Consider the following 20,720-nt stretch of genomic DNA (forward strand, 5'->3'; position numbering starts at 1 on the left):
CAAATAGTTGCAATCGCAGCAGTTAAAGTTGTTTTACCATGGTCAACGTGACCAATTGTACCCACGTTTACGTGTGGTTTATTACGTTCAAACTTGGCTTTAGCCATGATGATCTTCCTTTATAAACTGCTCATGAGGGTCGCCCATGAGCACTTGGTTTTTTAACTAAATTTAGTTGGGTAATATAGTAATCGAAAGATTACTCGTCGTCACCTTTTTTACCGCCAGTCTGGAACTTAGCGATGATGCCTTCAGCCACGTTACGTGGTGTTTCAGCGTATTTAGCGAATTCCATAGAATAAGTCGCACGACCTTGAGACATAGAACGCATTTGAGTCGCGTAACCAAACATCTCAGCCAATGGAACTTCTGCTTTAATTGCTTTAGTTCCACCAGGAAGATCATCCATACCTTGAACCATACCACGACGACGGTTTAAGTCACCCATGATATCGCCCATGTAGTCTTCTGGAGTTTCTACTTCAACTTTCATGATTGGTTCAAGAAGGATAGGATCCGCTTTCATGAAACCGTCACGGAAAGCGTATGAACCTGCCATTTTGAACGACAATTCATCAGAGTCGACATCGTGGTAAGAACCATCGAATAATGTCGCTTTGATACCCACAACAGGGTAACCAGCCAATACACCATTCTTCATACGTTCTTGAATACCTTTGTCAACCGCACCAAAGAATTCTTTAGGTACAGTACCGCCGACAACTTCTTCAGCGAATAGGTATTCTTTACCAGCTTCTTCAACATCCATAGGTTCTAAACGAACATATACATGACCGAATTTACCTTTACCACCTGTTTGACGAACAAACTTACCTTCTTGTTCAACAGACTTTTTGATCGTTTCACGGTAAGCAACCATTGGTTTACCAATGTTCGCTTCAACACCGAATTCACGCTTCATACGGTCAACGATGATGTCAAGGTGAAGCTCACCCATACCAGCAATAATTGTTTGACCAGATTCTTCATCTGTACGAACGCGGAACGATGGATCTTCTTTCGCCAAACGGCCTAAAGCAATTGACATTTTTTCTTGGTCAGCTTTAGTTTTTGGTTCAACAGCCAATGAAATTACTGGCTCTGGGAATTCCATACGCTCAAGTGTAATGATGTTTTTCTCATCACATAATGTATCACCCGTAGTAACGTCTTTAAGACCTACACACGCTGCGATATCACCTGCACGGATTTCATCAAGATCTTGACGTTCGTTCGCATGCATTTGCACGATACGACCAATACGTTCACGCTTAGATTTAACTGGGTTATAAACCGGATCACCTTGTTTAAGAACACCAGAGTAAACACGTACGAATGTTAAGTTACCTACGAACTTATCGTTCATGATTTTGAACGCAAGTGCAGAGAACGGAGCTTCGTCAGATGCTTCACGAGATGCTTTAGTTTCATCTTTGTCGTCAAGAATACCTTCAATTGCTTTAACTTCTGTTGGAGAAGGCAAGAATTGAATTACAGCATCCAACATACGTTGAACACCTTTGTTCTTGAACGCTGAACCACAAAGCATAACTTGGATTTCAGACGCCAAAGTACGAGTACGTAAACCAGCGATGATTTCTTCTTTAGAAAGATCGCCTTCTTCTAGGTACTTGTCCATTAACTCTTCAGATGCTTCAGCCGCAGCTTCAACCATCTTAGTACGCCATTCGTTAGCTGTATCAACGAGGTCAGCAGGAATATCACCGTATTCGAACTTCATACCTTGAGATGCTTCATCCCAGATAATCGCTTTCATTTCGATGAGGTCAACAACACCTGCAAACGTATCTTCTGCACCAATTGGCACAACGATAGGAACAGGATTACCGCCTAGACGAGTTTTAACTTGCTCAACAGCACGGAAGAAGTTTGCACCAGTACGGTCCATCTTGTTCACGAATGCTAAACGAGGCACTTTATATTTGTTCGCTTGACGCCATACAGTTTCAGACTGAGGTTGTACGCCACCAACTGCACAGTAAACCATGCACGCACCATCAAGAACACGCATAGAACGTTCAACTTCGATTGTGAAGTCTACGTGTCCCGGTGTATCGATTACGTTGATACGGTGTTGTGGGAATTGGCTACTCATACCTGACCAGAAACAAGTTGTTGCAGCAGAGGTAATTGTAATACCACGCTCTTGCTCTTGTTCCATCCAGTCCATTGTTGCTGCACCATCGTGTACTTCACCAATTTTGTGAGATACACCTGTGTAGAACAAAATACGTTCTGTTGTAGTTGTTTTACCTGCGTCGATGTGCGCAGAAATACCGATGTTACGGTAATTACTAATCGGGGTTTGGCGAGCCATGATGTCTACATTCCTAAATGTTATTTTTAAAACAGGACGCATCAATTAAATTGATGCGCACGAATATCCAAGCAGGCAACTTAAATACCCGCAAAGCCCCCACTTTGATAGAGAGCGATGTTGAATCGAGCTGCGGTACGCATGAATATTCTCCTGATTAGGGACTGTTTTATCCGCTTAGAAACGGTAGTGAGAGAAGGCTTTGTTGGCTTCAGCCATACGATGCACGTCTTCACGTTTTTTGATCGCAGAACCTTTACCTTCAGCTGCATCAAGCAACTCACCAGCAAGACGTAAAGCCATCGTTTTTTCAGAACGCTTAGCAGCAGCATCTACTAACCAACGCATAGCTAAAGCAGTACGACGGGATGGGCGTACTTCCATAGGTACTTGATAAGTAGCACCACCAACACGGCGTGCTTTTACTTCAACCATAGGACGAACTTTTTCAAGAGTAGTCTCGAAAAATTCAACTGGGTCTACTTTATTTTTTTCTTGAACACGTTCTAAAGCACCGTAAACGATACCTTCAGCAACAGATTTTTTACCATCTTGCATTACGTGGTTCATGAATTTAGCGATTGTTTGGCTGCTAAATTTTGGATCTGGAAGGATCTCACGAGCAGCGACTACGCGACGTCTTGGCATTTTAATACACCTAATAATATGACACTTCAGGATAATCCAGCAGTTTGTACGAGTGTCATGTACTTTCGCTGGCCTTACTATACGTCGCTTGAATTACAAAACTATGAAGAATTCAAACAAGCGAAACGCTAAAGGGTTTTTTGGACTAGTTTCCTAGAATTACTTCTTAGGACGCTTAGTACCATATTTAGAACGTGACTGGTTACGATCTTTAACGCCAGCACAGTCTAAAGAACCACGAACGGTATGGTAACGTACACCTGGTAAGTCTTTAACACGACCACCACGGATAAGAACAACACTGTGCTCTTGTAGGTTATGACCTTCACCACCGATATAGCTAGAAACTTCAAAACCTGAAGTTAAGCGAACACGGCAAACCTTACGCATTGCTGAGTTAGGTTTTTTAGGTGTAGTAGTATAAACACGTGTACATACACCACGACGTTGTGGACAAGCCTTCAACGCAGGAACTTTAGATTTTTCAATCAAAGTTGTACGACCCTTACGGATCAACTGATTTGTTGTTGCCATTTGGCAATTCTCCCGTTATTAAACAACCTTAAAAAAAGAAAAGAACCTCTTTTTAAGGGCACATAATTGTAAGCTAAGAAGTAAAAATGGTCAACATTTCAAGTGTCGACCATTTCTGAAGTTTGTTGTGTTTTTAATACCTAAAACACCACACCCACATTTAGCTATGTTTTGTTGAGGCTGGCTCTATATCAATTGATTTTTGCTCAGCAGTGATTTCTGTTTCAGCATCCTCAAAATTTTCATCTTGCTGCACCTTTAATGCAGGCTGTTGCTCTGCATAAGGATGCTCAACCACATGCTGTTCAGCAAGTTGTTGAATTCCAGCTTCAACCTTGTCATCTACAGCGACTGTTGGTGTTGTGTTGTCTTTGGTTTTAACGGTTACATTGGTAATCACATCATTGGGTTCATCTAATGAGGTCTTATTATTTTCAACTGCTGTAGAACTTAATAACCGTGGACTCGCCTTCTTCAATAATGCTTCTGCTTTAAAATATGCTTCTAGCGGCGAAATCTCTTCATTCGGATATTCATTCATATAAAAGCGTGCTGCACCAAAAATCGATTGCGATTTATGTCCAACATCTTCTAACAGTCTCCAACTATAGAAACCACCCAGTGCTGCACCTGCAATTGGCGTCAATTTACCAATCACTGAAGCTTGAGGAATACGATTGAGCCAGTTCCATTTAAACTGACCACTTTCATCCACCAGCCATTTTTTTACCAACTCAATATCATTATTCGAACCTAACAATTGCTGAAACTGTTGCAAATCATGCGTTTCCAACATAGCTTTCAAAGCTTTTAACGCGACCAACAAAGTTTGTTTTTCAGCAACCAGACTCAAATCAATTTCTTTAAAGATAAATGCAACGATTTCTTGGTCAGCATTTTCAGATAAATCAAACCCATGTGAACGGCCCGTTTGATAAATTGTTCTCAAGGTCAAAACAATAGATGCTGGGATATCGATTGCAGCACCCCAAACACCCGTTGCACCTGTAATTGCACCTTGCGCAGCAGCTAATAATTTGTTTTGTTCGATCAAAGCCTGACTCAAGCGCTGTGAACGCCCTGTATCTGTGGTCAGTTCCATAATATCTTTCACCCCTGCTTCCTCAAGGATTTTTTCAGTCAGGGAACTATTCGAACTAAATTCATTTAACCACTGAAATAAATAGTCTGAGACCTTATCACCTAAATCTGGCGATACAAAAGAGGCCACACTATTCACTCGATTATAATGACGACCTAATAATTGATGCGATAGTTTTGGAAATTGTTGACGCAGCATTTGTTGAGGATTTTCATATTTTTCCACCTCAAATGGACTTTTGAAACGTGCTTTTCCTTCAACCATATTGGATGAATTTGCAAGTTCTGCACCCGATGTAGTTGGGGCAACTTGAAATTTCTGTAATTCTGAACTGAGCTTTTTAGCCACTCCAAAGGCTTGTGCAAATAAACCTGAAGATTGCTTGTTTTTAGATTTTGTCATCAAGTACCTCTGTTGTGTAATCTGTGCATTTCTAGGTAAATACTAGGTTGAATGCAGATTTATCTCAACTTTTATCTGTGTTCTTTCTTTACGTTTCGTCACAACATCGCGAATATTTACGAATATTTACACAACTGGAAATAGGCATAAGATTTGCCATAAGAAATAAAAAACCTTTCTGCTATCATGGTGTCATTCACTCATAAGCCATTTTAATCGTTATTTTTCTCCTGATTTGTATTCATAGCGAGATGCACAGGGCTTAAGTATTACCATAAAAGGGATCTGTAAATGAAACGTGTTGTAATCACTGGTATGGGCATTAACTCATGTATCGGTAACTCTTTAGAAGAGGTCACTCATTCTTTAAAAAATGGAATCTCAGGAACACGTTTTAATCCGACTTATGCCGAACTGAATTTTAAAAGCCATGTCAGCGCAGCAGCTGCACAAGATTTTGACGGGATTGACCGCAAAGTTAAACGCTTTATGGGCGTATGTGCCATGTATGCCTACAACACCGCAATTGCAGCCGTAGAACATGCAGGGCTGAAACAAGAAGATTTAGCAAATAATCCTCGTTATGGGATTGCGGGTGGTTCAGGTGGTAACTCAACTGCATCAGTTGTCGAAATGGTTAAACTTTTAGAAGAAAAAGGCGCACGTAAAGTCGGTCCATTTTTTGTTCCTCGTAATATGAGTAACACGATTACAGCCAATGTCGGGGTTGCGTTAAAACTTCAAGGCGTTGCACACTCGATTACCAGCGCATGTGCAACTTCTGCCGATGCCATTGGTTATGCCTATAACCTGATTCAATTGGGTAAACAAGATTTAATGCTTGCTGGCGGTGGCGAAGAAGATCACTGGTCTCAAAGCTTGTTGTTTGATGCCATGGGTGCATTGTGTTCAAAATATAATGACAGCCCAGAAACTGCATCACGTCCATATTCAAAAGACCGTGACGGTTTCGTTATTGCAGGCGGTGGTGGTTTCGTGGTGCTTGAGTCACTTGAACATGCGCAAGCACGTGGTGCGAATATTTTAGCTGAAGTGATTGGCTATGCTGCAAACAGTGATGGTGCAGACATGGTTGCCCCAAGTGGTGAAGGCGCGACACGCTGTATCATCATGGCACTGGATGAGGCAAAACAGCACGGCGTAGAAAGTATTGACTATGTCAACACACATGGTACATCAACACCAGCAGGTGACGTGACCGAACTTAAAGCAATGGAACGTGCATTTGGTGAAGGACAAGTTCCGCCACTCAGTTCAACCAAATCAATGACGGGTCACAGCTTAGGTGCTGCGGGTGTTCAGGAAGCGATTTATTCTGTGTTAATGATGCAAAATGACTTTATTGCACCAAACATCAACGTGACTGAGCTGGATGAAGGCGCGCAAGGTTTCGATATTGTACTTGAAAAACGTGATGCAAAACTGAATACTGTCATGAGTAACAGTTTTGGCTTTGGCGGTGTAAACGCCTGCCTTATTTTCAAGAAGTGGGATGCATAATCCTGCGTAGGATTATCGATGGATGCACCTTCTGATGCTTTCTTGTGGGTAAAAGCATTACATATTATTGCCGTGGTTTGTTGGTTCGCTGCATTGTTCTACTTGCCACGCCTTTATGTCTACCATGCCATGAGTGATGATGCGGTAAGTCATCAACGCTTTGAAGTCATGGAACGTAAGTTGTATCGAGGTATCATGTGGCCGTCTATGATTGCCACACTCATTACGGCTCACTTTCTCGTTGATTGGGGTGATGCAACCCGACATTATCATGAAGCCTTATGGTTCTACCTTAAAGTCGGTTTGGTTGGCCTATTGGTGATTTACCATTTTGTTTGCGGTTATTACCGTAAAAAGCTGATTGGCAATGCCCACTATAAATCACATAAGTTCTGGCGTTTTTTTAATGAAATGCCGACCCTGATCTTATTTGCCGTAGTCATCTTAGTGGTGGTAAAACCTCAGTTTTAACTGAGGTTTTTTTATTCTAAAATAAAAATAACTTATGTTTTTTTCACGCTTGAATTTCAGATGATCAAATCATTTATATACCAATTAAAAGCGCGATTGATTTCTAGCTTAATTTTTTATCTCAAAATGAATCAATTTCAATATCGGGGATTGACGTCTGGCGAAATCAAAATTGCTCGCTCGGTCTTTGGCGAACTCATCGATTATGCACAAATAAAGATTTTTAATATCCCCTATCTACCTTGGCAACCTGCCAATATTTTTATGGCACCGAACGGCAACTTATTTGTACATCAGAAATATTTCCGTCCTGACTATTCAATATGCTCAATGTCCCTACAAGGAATCTTTATTCATGAGTTGGCGCATATTCTACAGTATCAGCAAGGAACCAATGTCATTGTTAAAGGCGCAATACTTCAAGCGGGCTATTACCTCAGCTTTAAGCAATACAATCCATATCGATATCAATTTATCAAAAACAAAGCCTTTTCGAGTTATAACATCGAACAACAAGGTGATATTGCACGAGATGTGTTTTTCCACAAAATCCCCAACATTATTCTAGAAAAATAAAAAGCCCTGTAAGTTTCAACTACAGGGCTTTTTAAGTAAGCATTTTGCAAGAAAAATTATGCAGTCGTGCCTTTTTGAGTTTCAGTTTTAAGCTCATGACTATCATCCATATCAGTCGTAAAATCTACACGCATCGCATCCTTAACAATGGTACCAATACGCCCGACACCAATAGCTAAAGCTAAGGCGATTACAGGCAATAAAATCGTTGAAGTCATAATTTCGCACCTCTTTATTTAAAATGACTATTTAATAAATCAGCTTAAGCTTGTTGATCTTGTTCACGGAACATTACTGTTCCAATACGACCAACAACGACAGCTAAACCAAAAGCAATAACTGGAAATAATAAAACTGACATCATTCGTTACCTCATCAAAAATGAATCAAAATTTAATGATCAATTACACTTATTGATCTTTTTCTTGGAACATCACTGTACCCACACGACCAACCACTACAGCTAAACCAAATGCAATTACAGGAAATAATAAAACTGACATTGTTGTTACCTCTTCATTTTACGTGCTTGGGTACACTTGATGAGTATCAAAGTGCACATCCGTTCACATTAATTGGGATAATAGCAGTGCACAAATGTACACTCAAGTGTCGCAAAGATATTCCCGATGAACGGTATAAAAAACACACAACAACCGATCAAGCTATTGAAAATAATTGCTTTATAAAAAAGCACAACTGTTCTATTTTTTCAGATAGTATGCGCAACAAACCAAAAGTGATTCTTTTTACTCAAATTTTTTATTGTTTTTGCATGCTGTAATTGATGTGTCACAGCAAGATGCGAAAATGACATGAAAAAAACTTTATGTGACTCTATTCAATTTATTCACAATCATGCACCATAATCACGCAAACATTGAGAAATGTTGCTGTTTTATACAGAAAAACTTGTTATTTTTACGCAGAAAAATGTGCATTTAGTATATATTAGTAAACTTGTAATTTTTGTTTAAGATATAAAATGTTTGGCGCCATGATATACACTTGTTTTTAATAACTATACTTATATAAATCAAAAACTTGTATATCATAACTTGTTAAGACTTAGGATTAGGTTTGAATGAAAAATTTTAAAATTGCCCTTGCTCAATTCTCTCCGCATATTGGCAATATTGATGCAAATACTCAAAAGATGGTTGAGCAAGCAAATTTAGCGAAACAACAACAGGCTGATTTGATCATCTTCCCTGAACTTTCTACATTAGGTTACCCTGCTGAAGACTTAATACTTCGCCCAAACCTACAAAAACGTACTCAAAAAGCGTTTGCTCAGTTAAGTGAAGTAAAAGATATCCTCATGGTGTTTGGTTTTGTGCACCAAACTGAAGACGGCCATCGTTATAATTCCGCTGCTGTGATGAAAGATGGACAAGTTTTAGGTGTTTATAACAAACACAACTTGCCAAATTATGGTGTATTTGATGAAAAACGCTACTTCCAAGAAGGCCATCAACATCTGGTTTTTGAATATTTAGGGCACAAGTTTGGTGTCTTGATTTGCGAAGATGTGTGGTCACTGAATACTGTGAAGCAACTCAGCCAACTGAATGTTGAAACGGTTCTGGTCTTAAATGCTTCTCCTTATGAAGTAGGTAAACCACAGCACCGTATTCAAACCTTAAATGAGCTTGCTAAACAATTAAGTCTAAATATCGTTTATGTGAACCAAGTCGGTGGGCAAGACGATCTTATTTTTGATGGTTCAAGTTTTGTCAGCAGCAATAATGGACAACTGGTATTACAAGTGCCAAGTTTCCAAGAGTCGATTGCGATTGCTGAATTTGATGCTGAACAAAAACAATTTAAAACCGCAGATGCAACACCTGCTTTAGAAACCTTTGCTGAAATTTATCAAGCTTTGGTAATGGCAACACGTGACTATGTACAGCGTTCAGGCTTCCCAGGAGTAATTTTAGGATTATCAGGCGGGATCGATTCTGCGTTAACAATGGCGATTGCAGTTGATGCCATTGGGGCCGATAAAGTCCAAGCCGTGATGATGCCATACACCTACACCTCACAAATGAGTGTAGAAGATGCAACTGAACAAGCACGTCGTATGGGTGTTACCTTCGGTATTGCCGAGATTCACCCAATTGTAAATAGCTTCATGCAGACCTTGTTCCCATTCTTTGGCAACACACCAGCGGATGCAACGGAAGAAAACTTACAAGCGCGTACTCGTGGTACCCTGCTCATGGGCTTATCCAATAAGTTTGGTAACCTCGTACTCTCTACTGGTAACAAGTCTGAGATTTCAGTTGGTTATTGTACCCTTTATGGCGACATGGTTGGTGGCTTCTCAGTTCTCAAAGATGTCTATAAAACCATTGTGTTTGAGTTAGCGAAATACCGTAACACGCTAGATGAAACACCTGTGATTCCTGAGCGTGTCATTACTCGTCCACCATCAGCAGAACTCCGTCCTGATCAAAAAGATCAAGACTCACTCCCTGCTTATGATGTACTTGATGCTATCTTATATGCTTATATTGAAGAAGATCTCAGCCAAGCAGACATCATCGGCAAAGGCTATGAAGCCGCTGTCGTAGAAAAAGTGATTCGTTTGGTTGATCGCAATGAATACAAGCGTCGTCAGGGCGCGATTGGACCACGTATTAGTTCACGTGCCTTCAGTCGTGAGCGACGCTACCCGATCGTCAACGGATGGACCGCGAATGACTGAAAAAATTGTTTCTGAAAAGTCACAATTACTTGCTCAAGCACTTATGCTTGAGCAAGTTGCATTTTATAAACACCAACTCACCACTCAACTTTCTGCTGATTTTTTCCAGCAATTTATTCAGCTTTTCCTCCAACATGCACCCAATATCCAACTCAAAGAAGTGGTGGAATTAGAGCAAATCCAAGCTGTGGTAAAGCGCTATGCTTTTGAAATGCAGCTTGGTGCAGGTTTATTAGAGTTTATTGGGGAAATTGCACAAAGACTGCATGTATTCTCGCTGCAATCATCAGCTCAGTTACAAGATATATTTTCAGACCACCAATTTGAAATGTGGTTATCCAAATTTTTGGAACTTGAAAATATTCGCCATTATTTGAATCAATTTTTAAAAGAAAGCCCTTCTATTCAACAGTTGTGCCAATACATTGCGACCACAACTTTGCAAAACAAACTGCCAAAACTATTTACTCAGTCCGATGAAGAGCGAATTTCTGAGAGTAAATATGAGTGGCAACACAAATTAAAAAGCTTTTCTCATCGCCAGCAGCAACGCATTGAGCAGAAAATTGAAGAGAGTATCGCCCGCTTCATACAAGAACAATTGGTCGATCTCAGTTTGCTTTCAAATGACGATTTAGAGAGCCTTGCACGCAATGTTTGGGACGATAACAAAGCCAAACCGTTATCTGAATATACCAAACAAGTCACACCACTGGATGTGGAAGAATTCTTTGTGATGATTTATGAGTATTGGAAAGAATTGCGTCAATCCTCTTTCATACAAGATTTGATCTTATACGGTGTAAAAGTCTTTTATGACTTCTATAAAGATGAAAGTCTGGAAGATGTTTTTGCTGCAATCGGTATAGAAGAAACAGATTTACTCAATGAAGCGGTGCGTTTTTATCCAAAAGCCGTCGTTGCATTAGATGAGCATGATGTACTGGAACCGATCATCACTTTAATTTTAAAACCTTTCTATGAAAGCGCCCAGACGCTCGCCACAATCGAAAAACATCTATAAACAATAAAGCCTGTAAATAAATGACTTATTTACAGGCTTTTGCACATCTGATCTATTATTTTTACATATCACGCAGATAAAAAGAAACCACGCAGGAGCGTGGTTTTTAAAATGGTGGCTATGACGAGACTTGAACTTGTGACCCCCGCATTATGAGTGCGGTGCTCTAACCAACTGAGCTACATAGCCGTAAACTGTGCGCGCATTATCTAGTGTTCAGCATTACGGGTCAAGTCTATGATCTTGAAAATATAGAACATATGAACAGTTTTTATGCTATTAACCATCAATTGATCACTTTTCAGCAAATCTACTCACAAAATTAAAAATTGAATCAAGATAAACGCTGTCATTGTTCAGAACTGAATGATGTAAAGAGGCACAAAGCTTTTTTGAAGATGATAAAAACTGCAGATAAAAAGAGACCACGCAGGAGCGTGGTCTATAAAATGGTGGCTATGACGAGACTTGAACTTGTGACCCCCGCATTATGAGTGCGGTGCTCTAACCAACTGAGCTACATAGCCGAAAACTGTGGGCGCATTATCTTAACTTTCGCTACACACGTCAAGCACAATTTTCAAAAAATCTTTGAAGTGGGCCTGTAAGCCGGGTTCTGTCGAGGACGATCATTCCTCTAGGCGTACAATCACTCATACGCTCAAGCGACCTACCCGAATCCAGCACGGGCCGTGCCTCAGGATTCCTATTTGGTCTTGCTTCTGGTGGGGTTTACCTTGCCGTGAACTGTTACCAGACACGCGGTGCGCTCTTACCGCACCCTTTCACCCTTACCTCACGAATGAGGCGGTCTACTCTCTGCTGCACTTGCCGTCGGCTTTCGCCGCCCAGGCGTTACCTGGCACCTTGCCCTATGAAGCCCGGACTTTCCTCCCCTGTTTCAGTCACGGAGACCTCCACAGCAGCGACCGTCCGGCCCACTTCGTGGCGCATCTTATCAAACTTAAGCGTTAATTGCTCGCATTTTTTTGCCCAGTTAATTTTTTGTATTTCGCCATCAGGTCATCATGCGATTCGACATGTTGAGGATCGAGCGGAATACAATCAACCGGACAAAACAACTGACACTGTGGCTGATCATGATGACCAATGCATTCTGTACAGAGTGCAGGATCAATCTCATAAATCAGCTCACCCATATAAATGGCTTCATTCGGACATACAGGTTCACAGACATCACAGTTAATGCATTCATCTGTAATATATAAAGACACGCTACCAACCTTGTTGATGTTTACGTTCAAAGGCCTCAACCACAACGGCAGGCACAAATTTAGTCACATCACCTTGTAAACGAGCAATTTCTCTTACCAATGTCGATGAGATAAATGAATATTGCTCAGAGGGAGTTAAAAATACCGATTCAAAATGTGGGTCAAGTTGACGGTTCATATTCGCCAATTGAAACTCATATTCAAAATCTGAAATTGCTCTTAAACCACGTAGTACTGCTGTTGCACGCTGTTCACGGAAGAAATTGACCAACAAACCATCAAAGCCAACAAATTCAACATTGGTCAAATGACTGAGTGATGCTTTAGCTAATTCAACACGCTCTTCTAAACTAAACACAGGATTTTTATGATGACCAATCGCAATTGCAACCACAACTTCATCAAACATTTTTGATGCTCTTGCAACCAAATCAACATGTCCATTGGTAATTGGATCGAAAGTCCCCGGATAAATCACACGTGTTTTAGACATGCGTTGTACTCTAGTTAATGAGATAAGACGCGTATTTTAACAAATCTTCGGCCTAAACGCGAAATTCCTAAACATTGGAAAAAGGTTGCGTTTTACGGCACAATAGCTGTAATTGTGGAAGTTTAGATTATGGCGCAAGCAACAGTTGTAAAAAAACATAATGGTGGCACGATTGCTCAAAACAAAAGAGCGCGTCACGATTACTTTATCGAAGAAAAATTTGAAGCAGGCATGTCCTTACAAGGTTGGGAAGTAAAGTCTCTACGTGCGGGACGTATGACGCTCACAGAAAGCTATGTAATTTTTAAAAATGGCGAAGCTTTTTTATTGGGCTCACAAATTCAGCCTTTGTTGTCTGCATCAACCCATGTGGTTCCAGAAGCAACACGTACGCGTAAGTTACTGCTCTCTCGTCGTGAGTTAGAAAAGCTTTTGGGTGCAGTCAATCAAAAAGGTTATTCATGTGTGCCGTTGGCTTGTTACTGGAAAGGCCGTTTGGTTAAGTTGGAAATTGCACTGGTGAAAGGTAAGCAATTACATGACAAGCGTGCTACAGAAAAAGACCGTGACTGGCAACGTGATAAATCTCGCCTGCTGCACAAATAAAAAAAACCTCCAATGATTGGAGGTTTTTTTTATTCAAGATTAAACAGAGACATGCGTTAATCTTAATTCTGCTAAATATTTCCCGAACTTACGTGCTGTTTCCAAATCACCTTCTGGTGGGGTAATTTCAACGCTGGCATTATCTGACTGAGTCATTAAGCCTAGAAAGCTCGACATACGGTTAATATCTAACGAACTTCTTCCCGTCGGCATAAATGGTAAACCAGCCCACAACATGCCATGTTGCATCGCAAATAAGTTAATTTGCTGCAATACCGCCAATTTGTCTCCACTGAGACCGCCGCCATTGGTAAAACCTGCCGCCAATTTGCCTTGCCATGTCCGCGCTAACCAACGTTTAGACGAGTCTTCCATGAACTGTTTCAATGCGGCTGTCAGACTGCCCATATAGGTTGGGCAACCGATAACAATCACATCTGCTTGGTCCAATAGATCCCATTGTGGCGCAGCCACAGAAATGAGATGCACTTCTGCGCCTGCCTGCTCGGCACCTTGAGTAATATATTGTGCAACTTTGGCGGTATGCCCATAAGGACTATGATAAACCACACAAACTTTAACTTGAGGAGTAATTTGCTCAATAACAGACATGGAGAATTTTAAAACCAATGAATTAGATCAAGTTTAACATTTTCACTACGACATGGCGAATCAACAACGCAACGAATGCAATTTATTGCATAAATACAAAAGTTGCCATTCGCCCTGTTTTTGCATCACGGCGATAAGAGAAATAGTCTTCGGCTTGTTGATATGAGCATTGATCTCCACCTAAAACAGTTTCGACACCCAAATGTTTTAAAATAAAGCGAGCAATCGCATAAAGATCAGCTTGATATTTACCCTCAACCTGACCAGCAATAAAAGCAGTGTCGAGCTCAGGATATTTTTCACAAAATGCTGTTTTGACTTCTGCTCCAACCTCAAAACACGGCTGACTAATCGCAGCACCCAACCATGCCCAAGTTGGTTTAGATTTCATTTCAGCAACTGTATTTTCAATGATTCCATTGGCCAAGCCACGCCAACCTGCATGTAGATTAGCGACCTCAGTTCCCTCATGATTACCCAATACCACGGGCAGACAGTCTGCTGTCATCATCATTAAGGCATGGCCAGCACGTTGCGTCACTAAACCATCGCCTTCAAGGGCAATAAATGGAATCTGTTCATTCACAGTATGACAAATCGTGCTATGGGTTTGTGTCATCCAGGTCATTTTATCTACACCAAATGCAGCAAACTGATTCAACAAGACCATCCGATGCTGCTGAACACGCTGCGCATCATCATTCACATGCAAAGCCAAATTAAACCCAGACAGGTTTTGATTCAGTGTTGCAATGCTTTGAGGATGTTCAATCCGTGTTTGACCGACATAAATACCCTGAGGTAGACCTTGTACAAATTGCATAAAATTCCTTCCAACCTCCCGTTTCAAAGGGAGGAGCTGAGTATGTCACCCTTTATTAAAAAAGGAACTTTACTTAATAGGCTTCATTTTCGCTGCGTAACACCTCAAGCAACTGAGTAAAATCTTCAGGCCAAGGTGCTTCAAACATCATCTCTTCACCCGTACGTGGATGCACCAACCCAAGTTTGGCGGCATGTAATGCTTGACGTTTAAAGCTGCGCAGCATATCAGTTAATGTTTCTGATGCACCTGCTGGGAAACGAACACGATTGACATAGACTGGATCACCAACCAAGCCATGCCCAAGATAGCTAAAATGCACACGGATTTGATGCGTACGGCCAGTTTCTAGCTGAGCCTGAATACGGGTAAAGTCACGGAAGCGTTCTTTCACATTATAGTGCGTTACTGCATCACGCCCGCCCGGTAAGATCGCCATTTTGATACGATCTACAGGATGACGCTTAATCGGTTCGTCAATAGTGCCGCCTGCAATGACATTGCCATAAACAACCAGATCATAAACACGATAAACAGTTTTCTTGGCCAATTGCTTGCTCAGAGAAAATTGTGCTTCCAAGTTTTTTGCAACCACCAATAAACCACTGGTGTCTTTATCAATACGATGCACCAAACCTGCACGAGACAGCTCTGCCAATTTTGGGGCGTGATAAAGTAAGGCATTAACCAAGGTTCCAGTTGGATTTCCCGCGCCTGGATGAACCACCATCCCCACTTCTTTATTGATCACAATAATATCGTCATCTTCATAGACAATATTTAAAGGAATATTTTCTGGCTGGCTCGAGGTTTGTGCTTCAAGTTCAACTTCAAGCGTGAGCAGCTCATTACCTTCACAACGGTACTTGGGTTTAACAATGTTACCATTTACCAACAGATGCCCGTCTTTCATCCATTGCTTGAGTTTCTCGCGTGAAAAGTCGCTCCAGACCAATGCGGCAACCTGATCTATGCGTTGGCCTAAATAGTCTTCATCAAGTTGAATTTGCAACGATAAACGTGTTGCAGTTGAGTCAGAATTATGATTATCTGCATCGACAGAATCTTCGAGTAAGAAATCTGTTTCAGAGATGTTTGAATTGGAAGATTGTGCTGAAGTCATTTGATGATCGGTACAAAAATGGTTTAATAGCACCATTGTAGCTCATTGCCCAGAATAACAGAGGAGTTTTTATGTCGCTACCACGTTATAAAATTACGGTGCTTGCACTTTCTTTAGGTGTAGCATCTGCATTTGTGGGCTGTAGCAGCAATCCAAGTAAGAAAGAAGTGGTGGATAAAGGACCACAATCAAGTGAACAAGTTTATTTCGAAAAAGCACAAAAATCGCTTGATCGTAATCAATATACTGATGCAGTAAAGTCACTTGAAGCTTTAGATACCTACTATCCGACTGGGCAATATACACAACAAGCTCAACTTGAGCTTCTCTACGCGAAATTCAAACAAAAAGATTATGAAGGCACAATTGCACTTGCAGATCGTTTCATTCGTTTAAATCCGCAGCATCCAAATGTCGATTACGCTTACTATGTTCGTGGCGTAGCCAACATGGAACAAAATTACGACAGCTTGATTCGTTATACCTCTTTACAGCAATCACACCGTGATGTCAGCTATGTGAAAGTGGCATATCAAAATTTTGTTGAGCTGATTCGTCGTTTCCCAAGTAGCCAATATTCAGTAGATGCGGCACAACGCATGAAGTTTATTGGTCAAGAACTTGCAGAAAGTGAGATGAATGCAGCACGTTTCAACATTCAGCGTAAAGCATGGCTTGCTGCTGCAGAACGTGCACAATGGGTGATTGAACATTATCCACAGACGCCGCAAACACCTGAGGCATTAGCGACTTTGGCCTATAGCTATCAACAGCTTGGTGACAAAGCGACCTCGCAACAATATATTGATATTTTAAAACTGAACTATCCGAACTTGGTCAAATCGAATGGCGAAGTGAATTTACGTGCAGCACGTAAAGAAGGAAGTTGGGTTAACCGTGCAACACTAGGCTTACTTGGTCGTGAATCAAAAACCAATCAAGTTAAAGATGAAGCGAAAAGCGATACCGAACAACGTAGCTTAACCAATCGTTTAAGTCTTGGTTTGTTGGATAAACCTGTAACTGAACAAGCAGCACCTGCGCCTGTCGCAGCGCCCGAAGCACCTGCAGCGACAACGGAAAATAAACCAAGTTGGAAAAACCGTTTAAGCTTTGGTCTGTTAGATAAGCCTGAAGCTGAAAAAACAGCTGAGGATGATGCTGCAAAATAATCTGCAATCTTCTGATACACCAAACAGGCAAGTATTCCCTTGCCTGTTTTTCATTTTATGCAACAATGATTTCTGACATTTTTGCCGAGCAAGGATGTTCTCCCCCTGTTTGAGATGGTTAAACGCGCATGGCAATTCCACAACATACGATTGATCAAATTTTAGATCGAACCGACATTGTCGATTTGATCGGTCAACGTGTGAAGTTAAAAAAGACTGGGCGAACCTATTCTGGCTGCTGCCCTTTCCATCAGGAAAAGTCACCCTCATTCCATGTTTATCGAGATAAACAGTACTATCATTGTTTCGGCTGCCAAGCCAACGGTAATGCCATTCGTTTTTTGATGGACATTGATAGTCGTAACTTTGTCGACGTGATGAAAGATTTGTCTAATCAGACAGGCGTCGAATTACCAAAAGATAATCACGACAATAAAAAACTTTCTTATAAGCGCAGCCCACAACAAGCCGCAGCTCCACAAACAACACCGCCAAAACAAGAACAACCAACCGCACCTGCCCAATCGATCCATGAAGCACTGGACGATCATTTTGTCGATATGGATCGCTTTATGGATGATCCTTTTGCACAATTTGATCCTTCATTTAACATTGAAGAACAAGTACAAGAAGGCAACCTTTATGACCTGTTGGAAAATGTTGCCCAGTTTTATGAACGTCAATTGCCCAATAGCCAGAAAGCACAACACTATTTCAAACAGCGTGGTTTATCTGCACAAACCATTCAATTTTGGCGTTTAGGTTACGCGCCTGAAGATTGGCAACATTTAGAAAAAGCCTTTCCACAAGATATTGAAGGTTTAAAACAAATCGGTCTTATTCGTTCCAGTGATAGCGGTCGAGATTTTGACTTATTGCGCGAGCGCGTGATCTTTCCAATCCGTGATCATAAAGGTCGTGTCGTTGGCTTTGGCGGTCGTGCCTTAAACGATGAAATCAAACCCAAATACATCAACTCCCCTGATTCCGAAGTCTTCCATAAAAATCAATTGCTCTATGGCCTATATGAAGGCCGTAAACTTAAGGCCAATGACTGGTTCATGGTTGAAGGTTATATGGACGTGATTGCCTTACAGCAATATGGCATCAATGGTGCAGTCGCGACACTCGGAACAGCCAGTAACGCAGATCATTTAACCACGCTATTTAAACAAAATTCTCGGATCACAATTGCATTTGATGGTGATGCCGCGGGGCAAAAAGCAGCACGACGTACTTTAGAAATTGCGCTGCCGCTGCTCAATGATGGTCGTGAATTAAAATTCTTTGTGCTACCCAATGAACACGATCCTGACTCGCTGATCCGTCGTGAAGGCTTAGAAAATTTCCAAAAACTATTACAGCAAGCGCCACTATTATCAGACTTTGTGTTCGCACATTTGACAGGACAGCATGATATTAGCTCTCCTGAAGGCAAAAGCTTGGTGATGGGTGAACTACGTGAATTGACGGAATTGTTACCGAAGCATGGTTCATTTCGTTATTTGCTCACGCAATCTTTCCGCGAAAAACTCGGTCTCGGCAAACGCTTTACCCCTCAGATCAGTCATGATGCGTCTTTATCTTTTAACATTCATACCAAAGATGAAGATTTTGCGGTGGCAATTTTGATGCATCACCCGTTCCTGTATATTCATTTTGAAGAATTACGTGCAGTGATTGATCAAAATGAATTATTGGCGAAAATTTTAGCTGCACTGAATATTGTGTTTGATGATTTACCTGATGATCAGGAACTAGCGACCTATTATGTACTTGGTGCATGTAGCAGTTTTAGCCATGAGTTGGCTGATATTATGCAACGTACCAACATCCAATCTTTAACACAAGCACCTGAAATTGCAGACAAACTTGCCAAGGAATATGCTTTAGGATTACAAGAAAAATATTTACGCTTAAAGCTGAAATCGCCCATTTCTTTAATCGAGTCGCGCAATTTACGCCAACAGCTGAATGAACTCACTAAGCAGATTAGCTTGCGCTTATTGTCTTAAAAATTACTGTCTCGGCTTACGCTCATGCTCAAACACATCTTGAAGATGTTGTTGCAGCCATTCAAAGTAATCTGGATTTTCAGCTTTTGCCGCTTCTCTTAATAAAATAGAAGTTGGATGCATCAGCTTTTGCGTCAAACGATGTGCAAACTCTTGCAGTACTTGTTCAGCAGAATTTCCGTGCTGCAAAGACTCAAGCGCATGCGACAACTCTTTTTGGCTCACTTCTTCACTATGCTGGCGATAAGCCTGAATCGTACCGCTCGCCTCTTTTACTTTTTGTTGCGTCATCAATTGGGTTGCCAATTGATTGACCATGATTTCAGCTTCAACCGCAGCCTGACGACGTTGTGCTAAATTTTCATCAATCACGCTTTGCAAATCGTCAACGCCATACAAATAGACGTTATCCAACGATTCAACTTTTGGGTCAATATCACGTGGAACCGCTAAATCGACCAATAACATTTGTTGGTAACGGCGTTTCTTTAAAGCGACTTTAACGTCAGCATATCCGATCACTTGATGCAAACTACCTGTACAACTGGAAACAACATCAGCTCTATGCAAATTTTGTGCAAGCTCTGCAAATGGAATAATTTCTACATCGACTTGATGTGCAATTTCATGTGCAAGAAGATCTGCCCGCTCACGACTACGGTTACAAATCATGATTTTGGCAACACCCATTTCTGCTAAATGCTTGGCAACAAGACTATTCATCTCACCTGCTGCAACCACCATGACGGTTAACTTTTCAGGGCGACTAAAAACTTGCAATGCCAACTGTGCAACGGCATAACCCATTGAAACGGCATGACTTCCAACAGACGTCTCAGAGCGAACCCGTTTTGCCGCATAAAATGCATATTCAAAAACACTATTCAATTCGGGCGAAACAGTTTCTGCATCTTTAGAGAGCGCTAATGCACTTTTAACTTGCCCTAAAATCTGTGGCTCACCCAACATCAATGAGTCTAAACCACTGGCAACACGCATTAAATGTGTAACAGCTTGGGCGTTCTCGTAACGATAAACATGATGAATTAACTGTTTTACATCAATATTATTCACTTGGGCCAGCCAATTCAGAACGCTATCTGCATCCTCTGTCATGGCATACACTTCGGTGCGATTGCAGGTCGACACAACCACCATATCATTCAATGATGAACGTTGGTTTTGTTCAAGCAATAGCGCAGCTAATCGCTCTGCATTGAAAGCGATTTGTTCACGAAGTTCAACAGAAGCTGTTTGATGGTTGACGCCCAATGCAAAGAAAGACATATCAGATCATCATTTCGCTAAATTTATG

At 41.1% G+C, this 20,720-nt stretch carries 20 protein-coding genes, 2 tRNA genes and 1 other RNA gene; 8 read left to right on the forward strand and 15 right to left on the reverse strand.

Translation table 11 applies throughout. From position 1 onward, the window contains the following. The 5 genes from MMO42_RS11990 to MMO42_RS12010 all read right to left on the reverse strand — a co-directional run. A partial coding sequence (locus MMO42_RS11990; protein WP_017396788.1) for a GTP-binding protein occupies positions 1-107 on the reverse strand: 107 nt, incomplete at its 3' end. Between the two features lie 92 nt (positions 108-199). Further along, complete coding sequence (gene fusA, locus MMO42_RS11995) at positions 200-2,338, reverse strand: elongation factor G (RefSeq protein WP_241320688.1); 2,139 nt, start codon at positions 2,336-2,338, stop codon at positions 200-202. A gap of 177 nt (positions 2,339-2,515) precedes the next feature. After that, positions 2,516-2,986, reverse strand: a complete 471-nt coding sequence (gene rpsG / locus MMO42_RS12000; RefSeq protein WP_003653285.1) for a 30S ribosomal protein S7 — start codon at positions 2,984-2,986, stop codon at positions 2,516-2,518. A 159-nt stretch (positions 2,987-3,145) separates the two neighbouring features. Continuing rightward, entirely contained in the window at positions 3,146-3,520 is a 375-nt protein-coding gene (gene rpsL, locus MMO42_RS12005) for a 30S ribosomal protein S12 (protein WP_004648013.1), read from the reverse strand. 160 nt (positions 3,521-3,680) lie between these two features. After that, positions 3,681-5,024: an EcsC family protein gene (locus MMO42_RS12010; RefSeq protein ID WP_241320689.1), complete on the reverse strand. Its 1,344-nt coding sequence runs from the start codon at positions 5,022-5,024 to the stop codon at positions 3,681-3,683. Between the two features lie 291 nt (positions 5,025-5,315). On the opposite strand from MMO42_RS12010, the gene MMO42_RS12015 reads away from it, so the two are divergent. From MMO42_RS12015 to MMO42_RS12025, 3 genes are read left to right on the forward strand one after another with little or no spacing between them, the layout of a single operon-like run. After that, complete coding sequence (locus MMO42_RS12015; protein ID WP_005292245.1) at positions 5,316-6,545, forward strand: beta-ketoacyl synthase N-terminal-like domain-containing protein; 1,230 nt, start codon at positions 5,316-5,318, stop codon at positions 6,543-6,545. A gap of 18 nt (positions 6,546-6,563) precedes the next feature. Then, positions 6,564-7,016, forward strand: coding sequence for a protoporphyrinogen oxidase HemJ (gene hemJ / locus MMO42_RS12020; protein ID WP_241320690.1), 453 nt, complete (start codon positions 6,564-6,566; stop codon positions 7,014-7,016). 60 nt (positions 7,017-7,076) lie between these two features. Then, complete coding sequence (locus MMO42_RS12025; RefSeq protein ID WP_241320691.1) at positions 7,077-7,592, forward strand: hypothetical protein; 516 nt, start codon at positions 7,077-7,079, stop codon at positions 7,590-7,592. A 56-nt stretch (positions 7,593-7,648) separates the two neighbouring features. On the opposite strand, the gene MMO42_RS12030 is transcribed toward MMO42_RS12025, so the two are convergent. Beyond that, a complete protein-coding gene (locus tag MMO42_RS12030) occupies positions 7,649-7,810 on the reverse strand; it encodes a hypothetical protein (protein WP_005292241.1) in 162 nt (53 codons plus the stop codon). 866 nt (positions 7,811-8,676) lie between these two features. Here MMO42_RS12030 and MMO42_RS12035 point away from each other — a divergent pair. Continuing rightward, positions 8,677-10,302: an NAD+ synthase gene (locus tag MMO42_RS12035; RefSeq protein ID WP_241320692.1), complete on the forward strand. Its 1,626-nt coding sequence runs from the start codon at positions 8,677-8,679 to the stop codon at positions 10,300-10,302. Beyond that, the gene (locus MMO42_RS12040; protein ID WP_005292237.1) at positions 10,295-11,326 is read left to right on the forward strand and encodes a hypothetical protein; all 1,032 of its coding nucleotides are present in this window, start codon (positions 10,295-10,297) and stop codon (positions 11,324-11,326) included. Before MMO42_RS12035 ends, MMO42_RS12040 begins: the two co-directional genes overlap by 8 nt. A 112-nt stretch (positions 11,327-11,438) precedes the next feature. Here MMO42_RS12040 and MMO42_RS12045 read toward each other — a convergent pair. The 5 genes from MMO42_RS12045 to coaD form a co-directional block, all read right to left on the reverse strand. Beyond that, positions 11,439-11,515, reverse strand: a tRNA-Met gene (locus tag MMO42_RS12045). Between the two features lie 261 nt (positions 11,516-11,776). After that, positions 11,777-11,853: transfer RNA gene (locus MMO42_RS12050), tRNA-Met, on the reverse strand. A 62-nt stretch (positions 11,854-11,915) separates the two neighbouring features. After that, an RNA gene (gene rnpB / locus MMO42_RS12055) (RNase P RNA component class A) lies at positions 11,916-12,271 on the reverse strand. A 26-nt stretch (positions 12,272-12,297) separates the two neighbouring features. After that, positions 12,298-12,561 (reverse strand): YfhL family 4Fe-4S dicluster ferredoxin, encoded by a 264-nt coding sequence (locus MMO42_RS12060; RefSeq protein WP_004805118.1) that lies wholly within the window; start codon positions 12,559-12,561, stop codon positions 12,298-12,300. 1 nt (position 12,562) lies between these two features. After that, positions 12,563-13,054 carry a pantetheine-phosphate adenylyltransferase gene (coaD, locus tag MMO42_RS12065; RefSeq protein ID WP_005292235.1) on the reverse strand — a complete coding sequence of 164 codons (492 nt, stop codon included), beginning with the start codon at positions 13,052-13,054 and terminating at the stop codon, positions 12,563-12,565. 129 nt (positions 13,055-13,183) lie between these two features. On the opposite strand from coaD, the gene smpB reads away from it, so the two are divergent. Next, positions 13,184-13,660 (forward strand): SsrA-binding protein SmpB, encoded by a 477-nt coding sequence (gene smpB / locus MMO42_RS12070; protein WP_005292233.1) that lies wholly within the window; start codon positions 13,184-13,186, stop codon positions 13,658-13,660. 39 nt (positions 13,661-13,699) lie between these two features. On the opposite strand, the gene MMO42_RS12075 is transcribed toward smpB, so the two are convergent. From MMO42_RS12075 to rluD, 3 genes are all read right to left on the reverse strand, one after another. After that, the gene (locus MMO42_RS12075; protein WP_241320693.1) at positions 13,700-14,272 is read right to left on the reverse strand and encodes a flavodoxin family protein; all 573 of its coding nucleotides are present in this window, start codon (positions 14,270-14,272) and stop codon (positions 13,700-13,702) included. 82 nt (positions 14,273-14,354) lie between these two features. Further along, a complete protein-coding gene (pgeF, locus tag MMO42_RS12080) occupies positions 14,355-15,095 on the reverse strand; it encodes a peptidoglycan editing factor PgeF (protein ID WP_241320694.1) in 741 nt (246 codons plus the stop codon). Between the two features lie 73 nt (positions 15,096-15,168). Next, entirely contained in the window at positions 15,169-16,218 is a 1,050-nt protein-coding gene (gene rluD, locus MMO42_RS12085; RefSeq protein WP_032863082.1) for a 23S rRNA pseudouridine(1911/1915/1917) synthase RluD, read from the reverse strand. 71 nt (positions 16,219-16,289) lie between these two features. Between rluD and MMO42_RS12090 the strand changes: the two genes are divergently transcribed. Next, positions 16,290-17,390, forward strand: a complete 1,101-nt coding sequence (locus MMO42_RS12090; protein WP_241320695.1) for an outer membrane protein assembly factor BamD — start codon at positions 16,290-16,292, stop codon at positions 17,388-17,390. 128 nt (positions 17,391-17,518) lie between these two features. After that, complete coding sequence (locus tag MMO42_RS12095; RefSeq protein WP_241320696.1) at positions 17,519-19,405, forward strand: CHC2 zinc finger domain-containing protein; 1,887 nt, start codon at positions 17,519-17,521, stop codon at positions 19,403-19,405. 3 nt (positions 19,406-19,408) lie between these two features. Here MMO42_RS12095 and hemA read toward each other — a convergent pair whose 3' ends face one another. Next, the gene (gene hemA, locus MMO42_RS12100) at positions 19,409-20,692 is read right to left on the reverse strand and encodes a glutamyl-tRNA reductase (protein WP_241320697.1); all 1,284 of its coding nucleotides are present in this window, start codon (positions 20,690-20,692) and stop codon (positions 19,409-19,411) included. Positions 20,693-20,720 lie beyond the last annotated feature (28 nt).

The sequence above is a fragment of the Acinetobacter sp. ANC 3882 genome, from assembly GCF_022549545.1.
GTDB lineage: Bacteria > Pseudomonadota > Gammaproteobacteria > Pseudomonadales > Moraxellaceae > Acinetobacter.

Excerpts from the sequence above, each read along its gene's own strand:
- fusA (WP_241320688.1), bottom strand. The coding sequence starts at position 2,338 with ATGGCTCGCCAAACCCCGATTAGTAATTACCGTAACATCGGTATTTCT.
- rpsG (WP_003653285.1), bottom strand. The coding sequence starts at position 2,986 with ATGCCAAGACGTCGCGTAGTCGCTGCTCGTGAGATCCTTCCAGATCCA.
- rpsL (WP_004648013.1), bottom strand. The coding sequence starts at position 3,520 with ATGGCAACAACAAATCAGTTGATCCGTAAGGGTCGTACAACTTTGATT.
- MMO42_RS12010 (WP_241320689.1), bottom strand. The coding sequence starts at position 5,024 with ATGACAAAATCTAAAAACAAGCAATCTTCAGGTTTATTTGCACAAGCC.
- MMO42_RS12015 (WP_005292245.1), top strand. The coding sequence starts at position 5,316 with ATGAAACGTGTTGTAATCACTGGTATGGGCATTAACTCATGTATCGGT.
- hemJ (WP_241320690.1), top strand. The coding sequence starts at position 6,564 with ATGGATGCACCTTCTGATGCTTTCTTGTGGGTAAAAGCATTACATATT.
- MMO42_RS12025 (WP_241320691.1), top strand. The coding sequence starts at position 7,077 with ATGATCAAATCATTTATATACCAATTAAAAGCGCGATTGATTTCTAGC.
- MMO42_RS12030 (WP_005292241.1), bottom strand. The coding sequence starts at position 7,810 with ATGACTTCAACGATTTTATTGCCTGTAATCGCCTTAGCTTTAGCTATT.
- MMO42_RS12035 (WP_241320692.1), top strand. The coding sequence starts at position 8,677 with ATGAAAAATTTTAAAATTGCCCTTGCTCAATTCTCTCCGCATATTGGC.
- MMO42_RS12040 (WP_005292237.1), top strand. The coding sequence starts at position 10,295 with ATGACTGAAAAAATTGTTTCTGAAAAGTCACAATTACTTGCTCAAGCA.
- coaD (WP_005292235.1), bottom strand. The coding sequence starts at position 13,054 with ATGTCTAAAACACGTGTGATTTATCCGGGGACTTTCGATCCAATTACC.
- smpB (WP_005292233.1), top strand. The coding sequence starts at position 13,184 with ATGGCGCAAGCAACAGTTGTAAAAAAACATAATGGTGGCACGATTGCT.
- MMO42_RS12075 (WP_241320693.1), bottom strand. The coding sequence starts at position 14,272 with ATGTCTGTTATTGAGCAAATTACTCCTCAAGTTAAAGTTTGTGTGGTT.
- pgeF (WP_241320694.1), bottom strand. The coding sequence starts at position 15,095 with ATGCAATTTGTACAAGGTCTACCTCAGGGTATTTATGTCGGTCAAACA.
- rluD (WP_032863082.1), bottom strand. The coding sequence starts at position 16,218 with ATGACTTCAGCACAATCTTCCAATTCAAACATCTCTGAAACAGATTTC.
- MMO42_RS12090 (WP_241320695.1), top strand. The coding sequence starts at position 16,290 with ATGTCGCTACCACGTTATAAAATTACGGTGCTTGCACTTTCTTTAGGT.
- MMO42_RS12095 (WP_241320696.1), top strand. The coding sequence starts at position 17,519 with ATGGCAATTCCACAACATACGATTGATCAAATTTTAGATCGAACCGAC.
- hemA (WP_241320697.1), bottom strand. The coding sequence starts at position 20,692 with ATGTCTTTCTTTGCATTGGGCGTCAACCATCAAACAGCTTCTGTTGAA.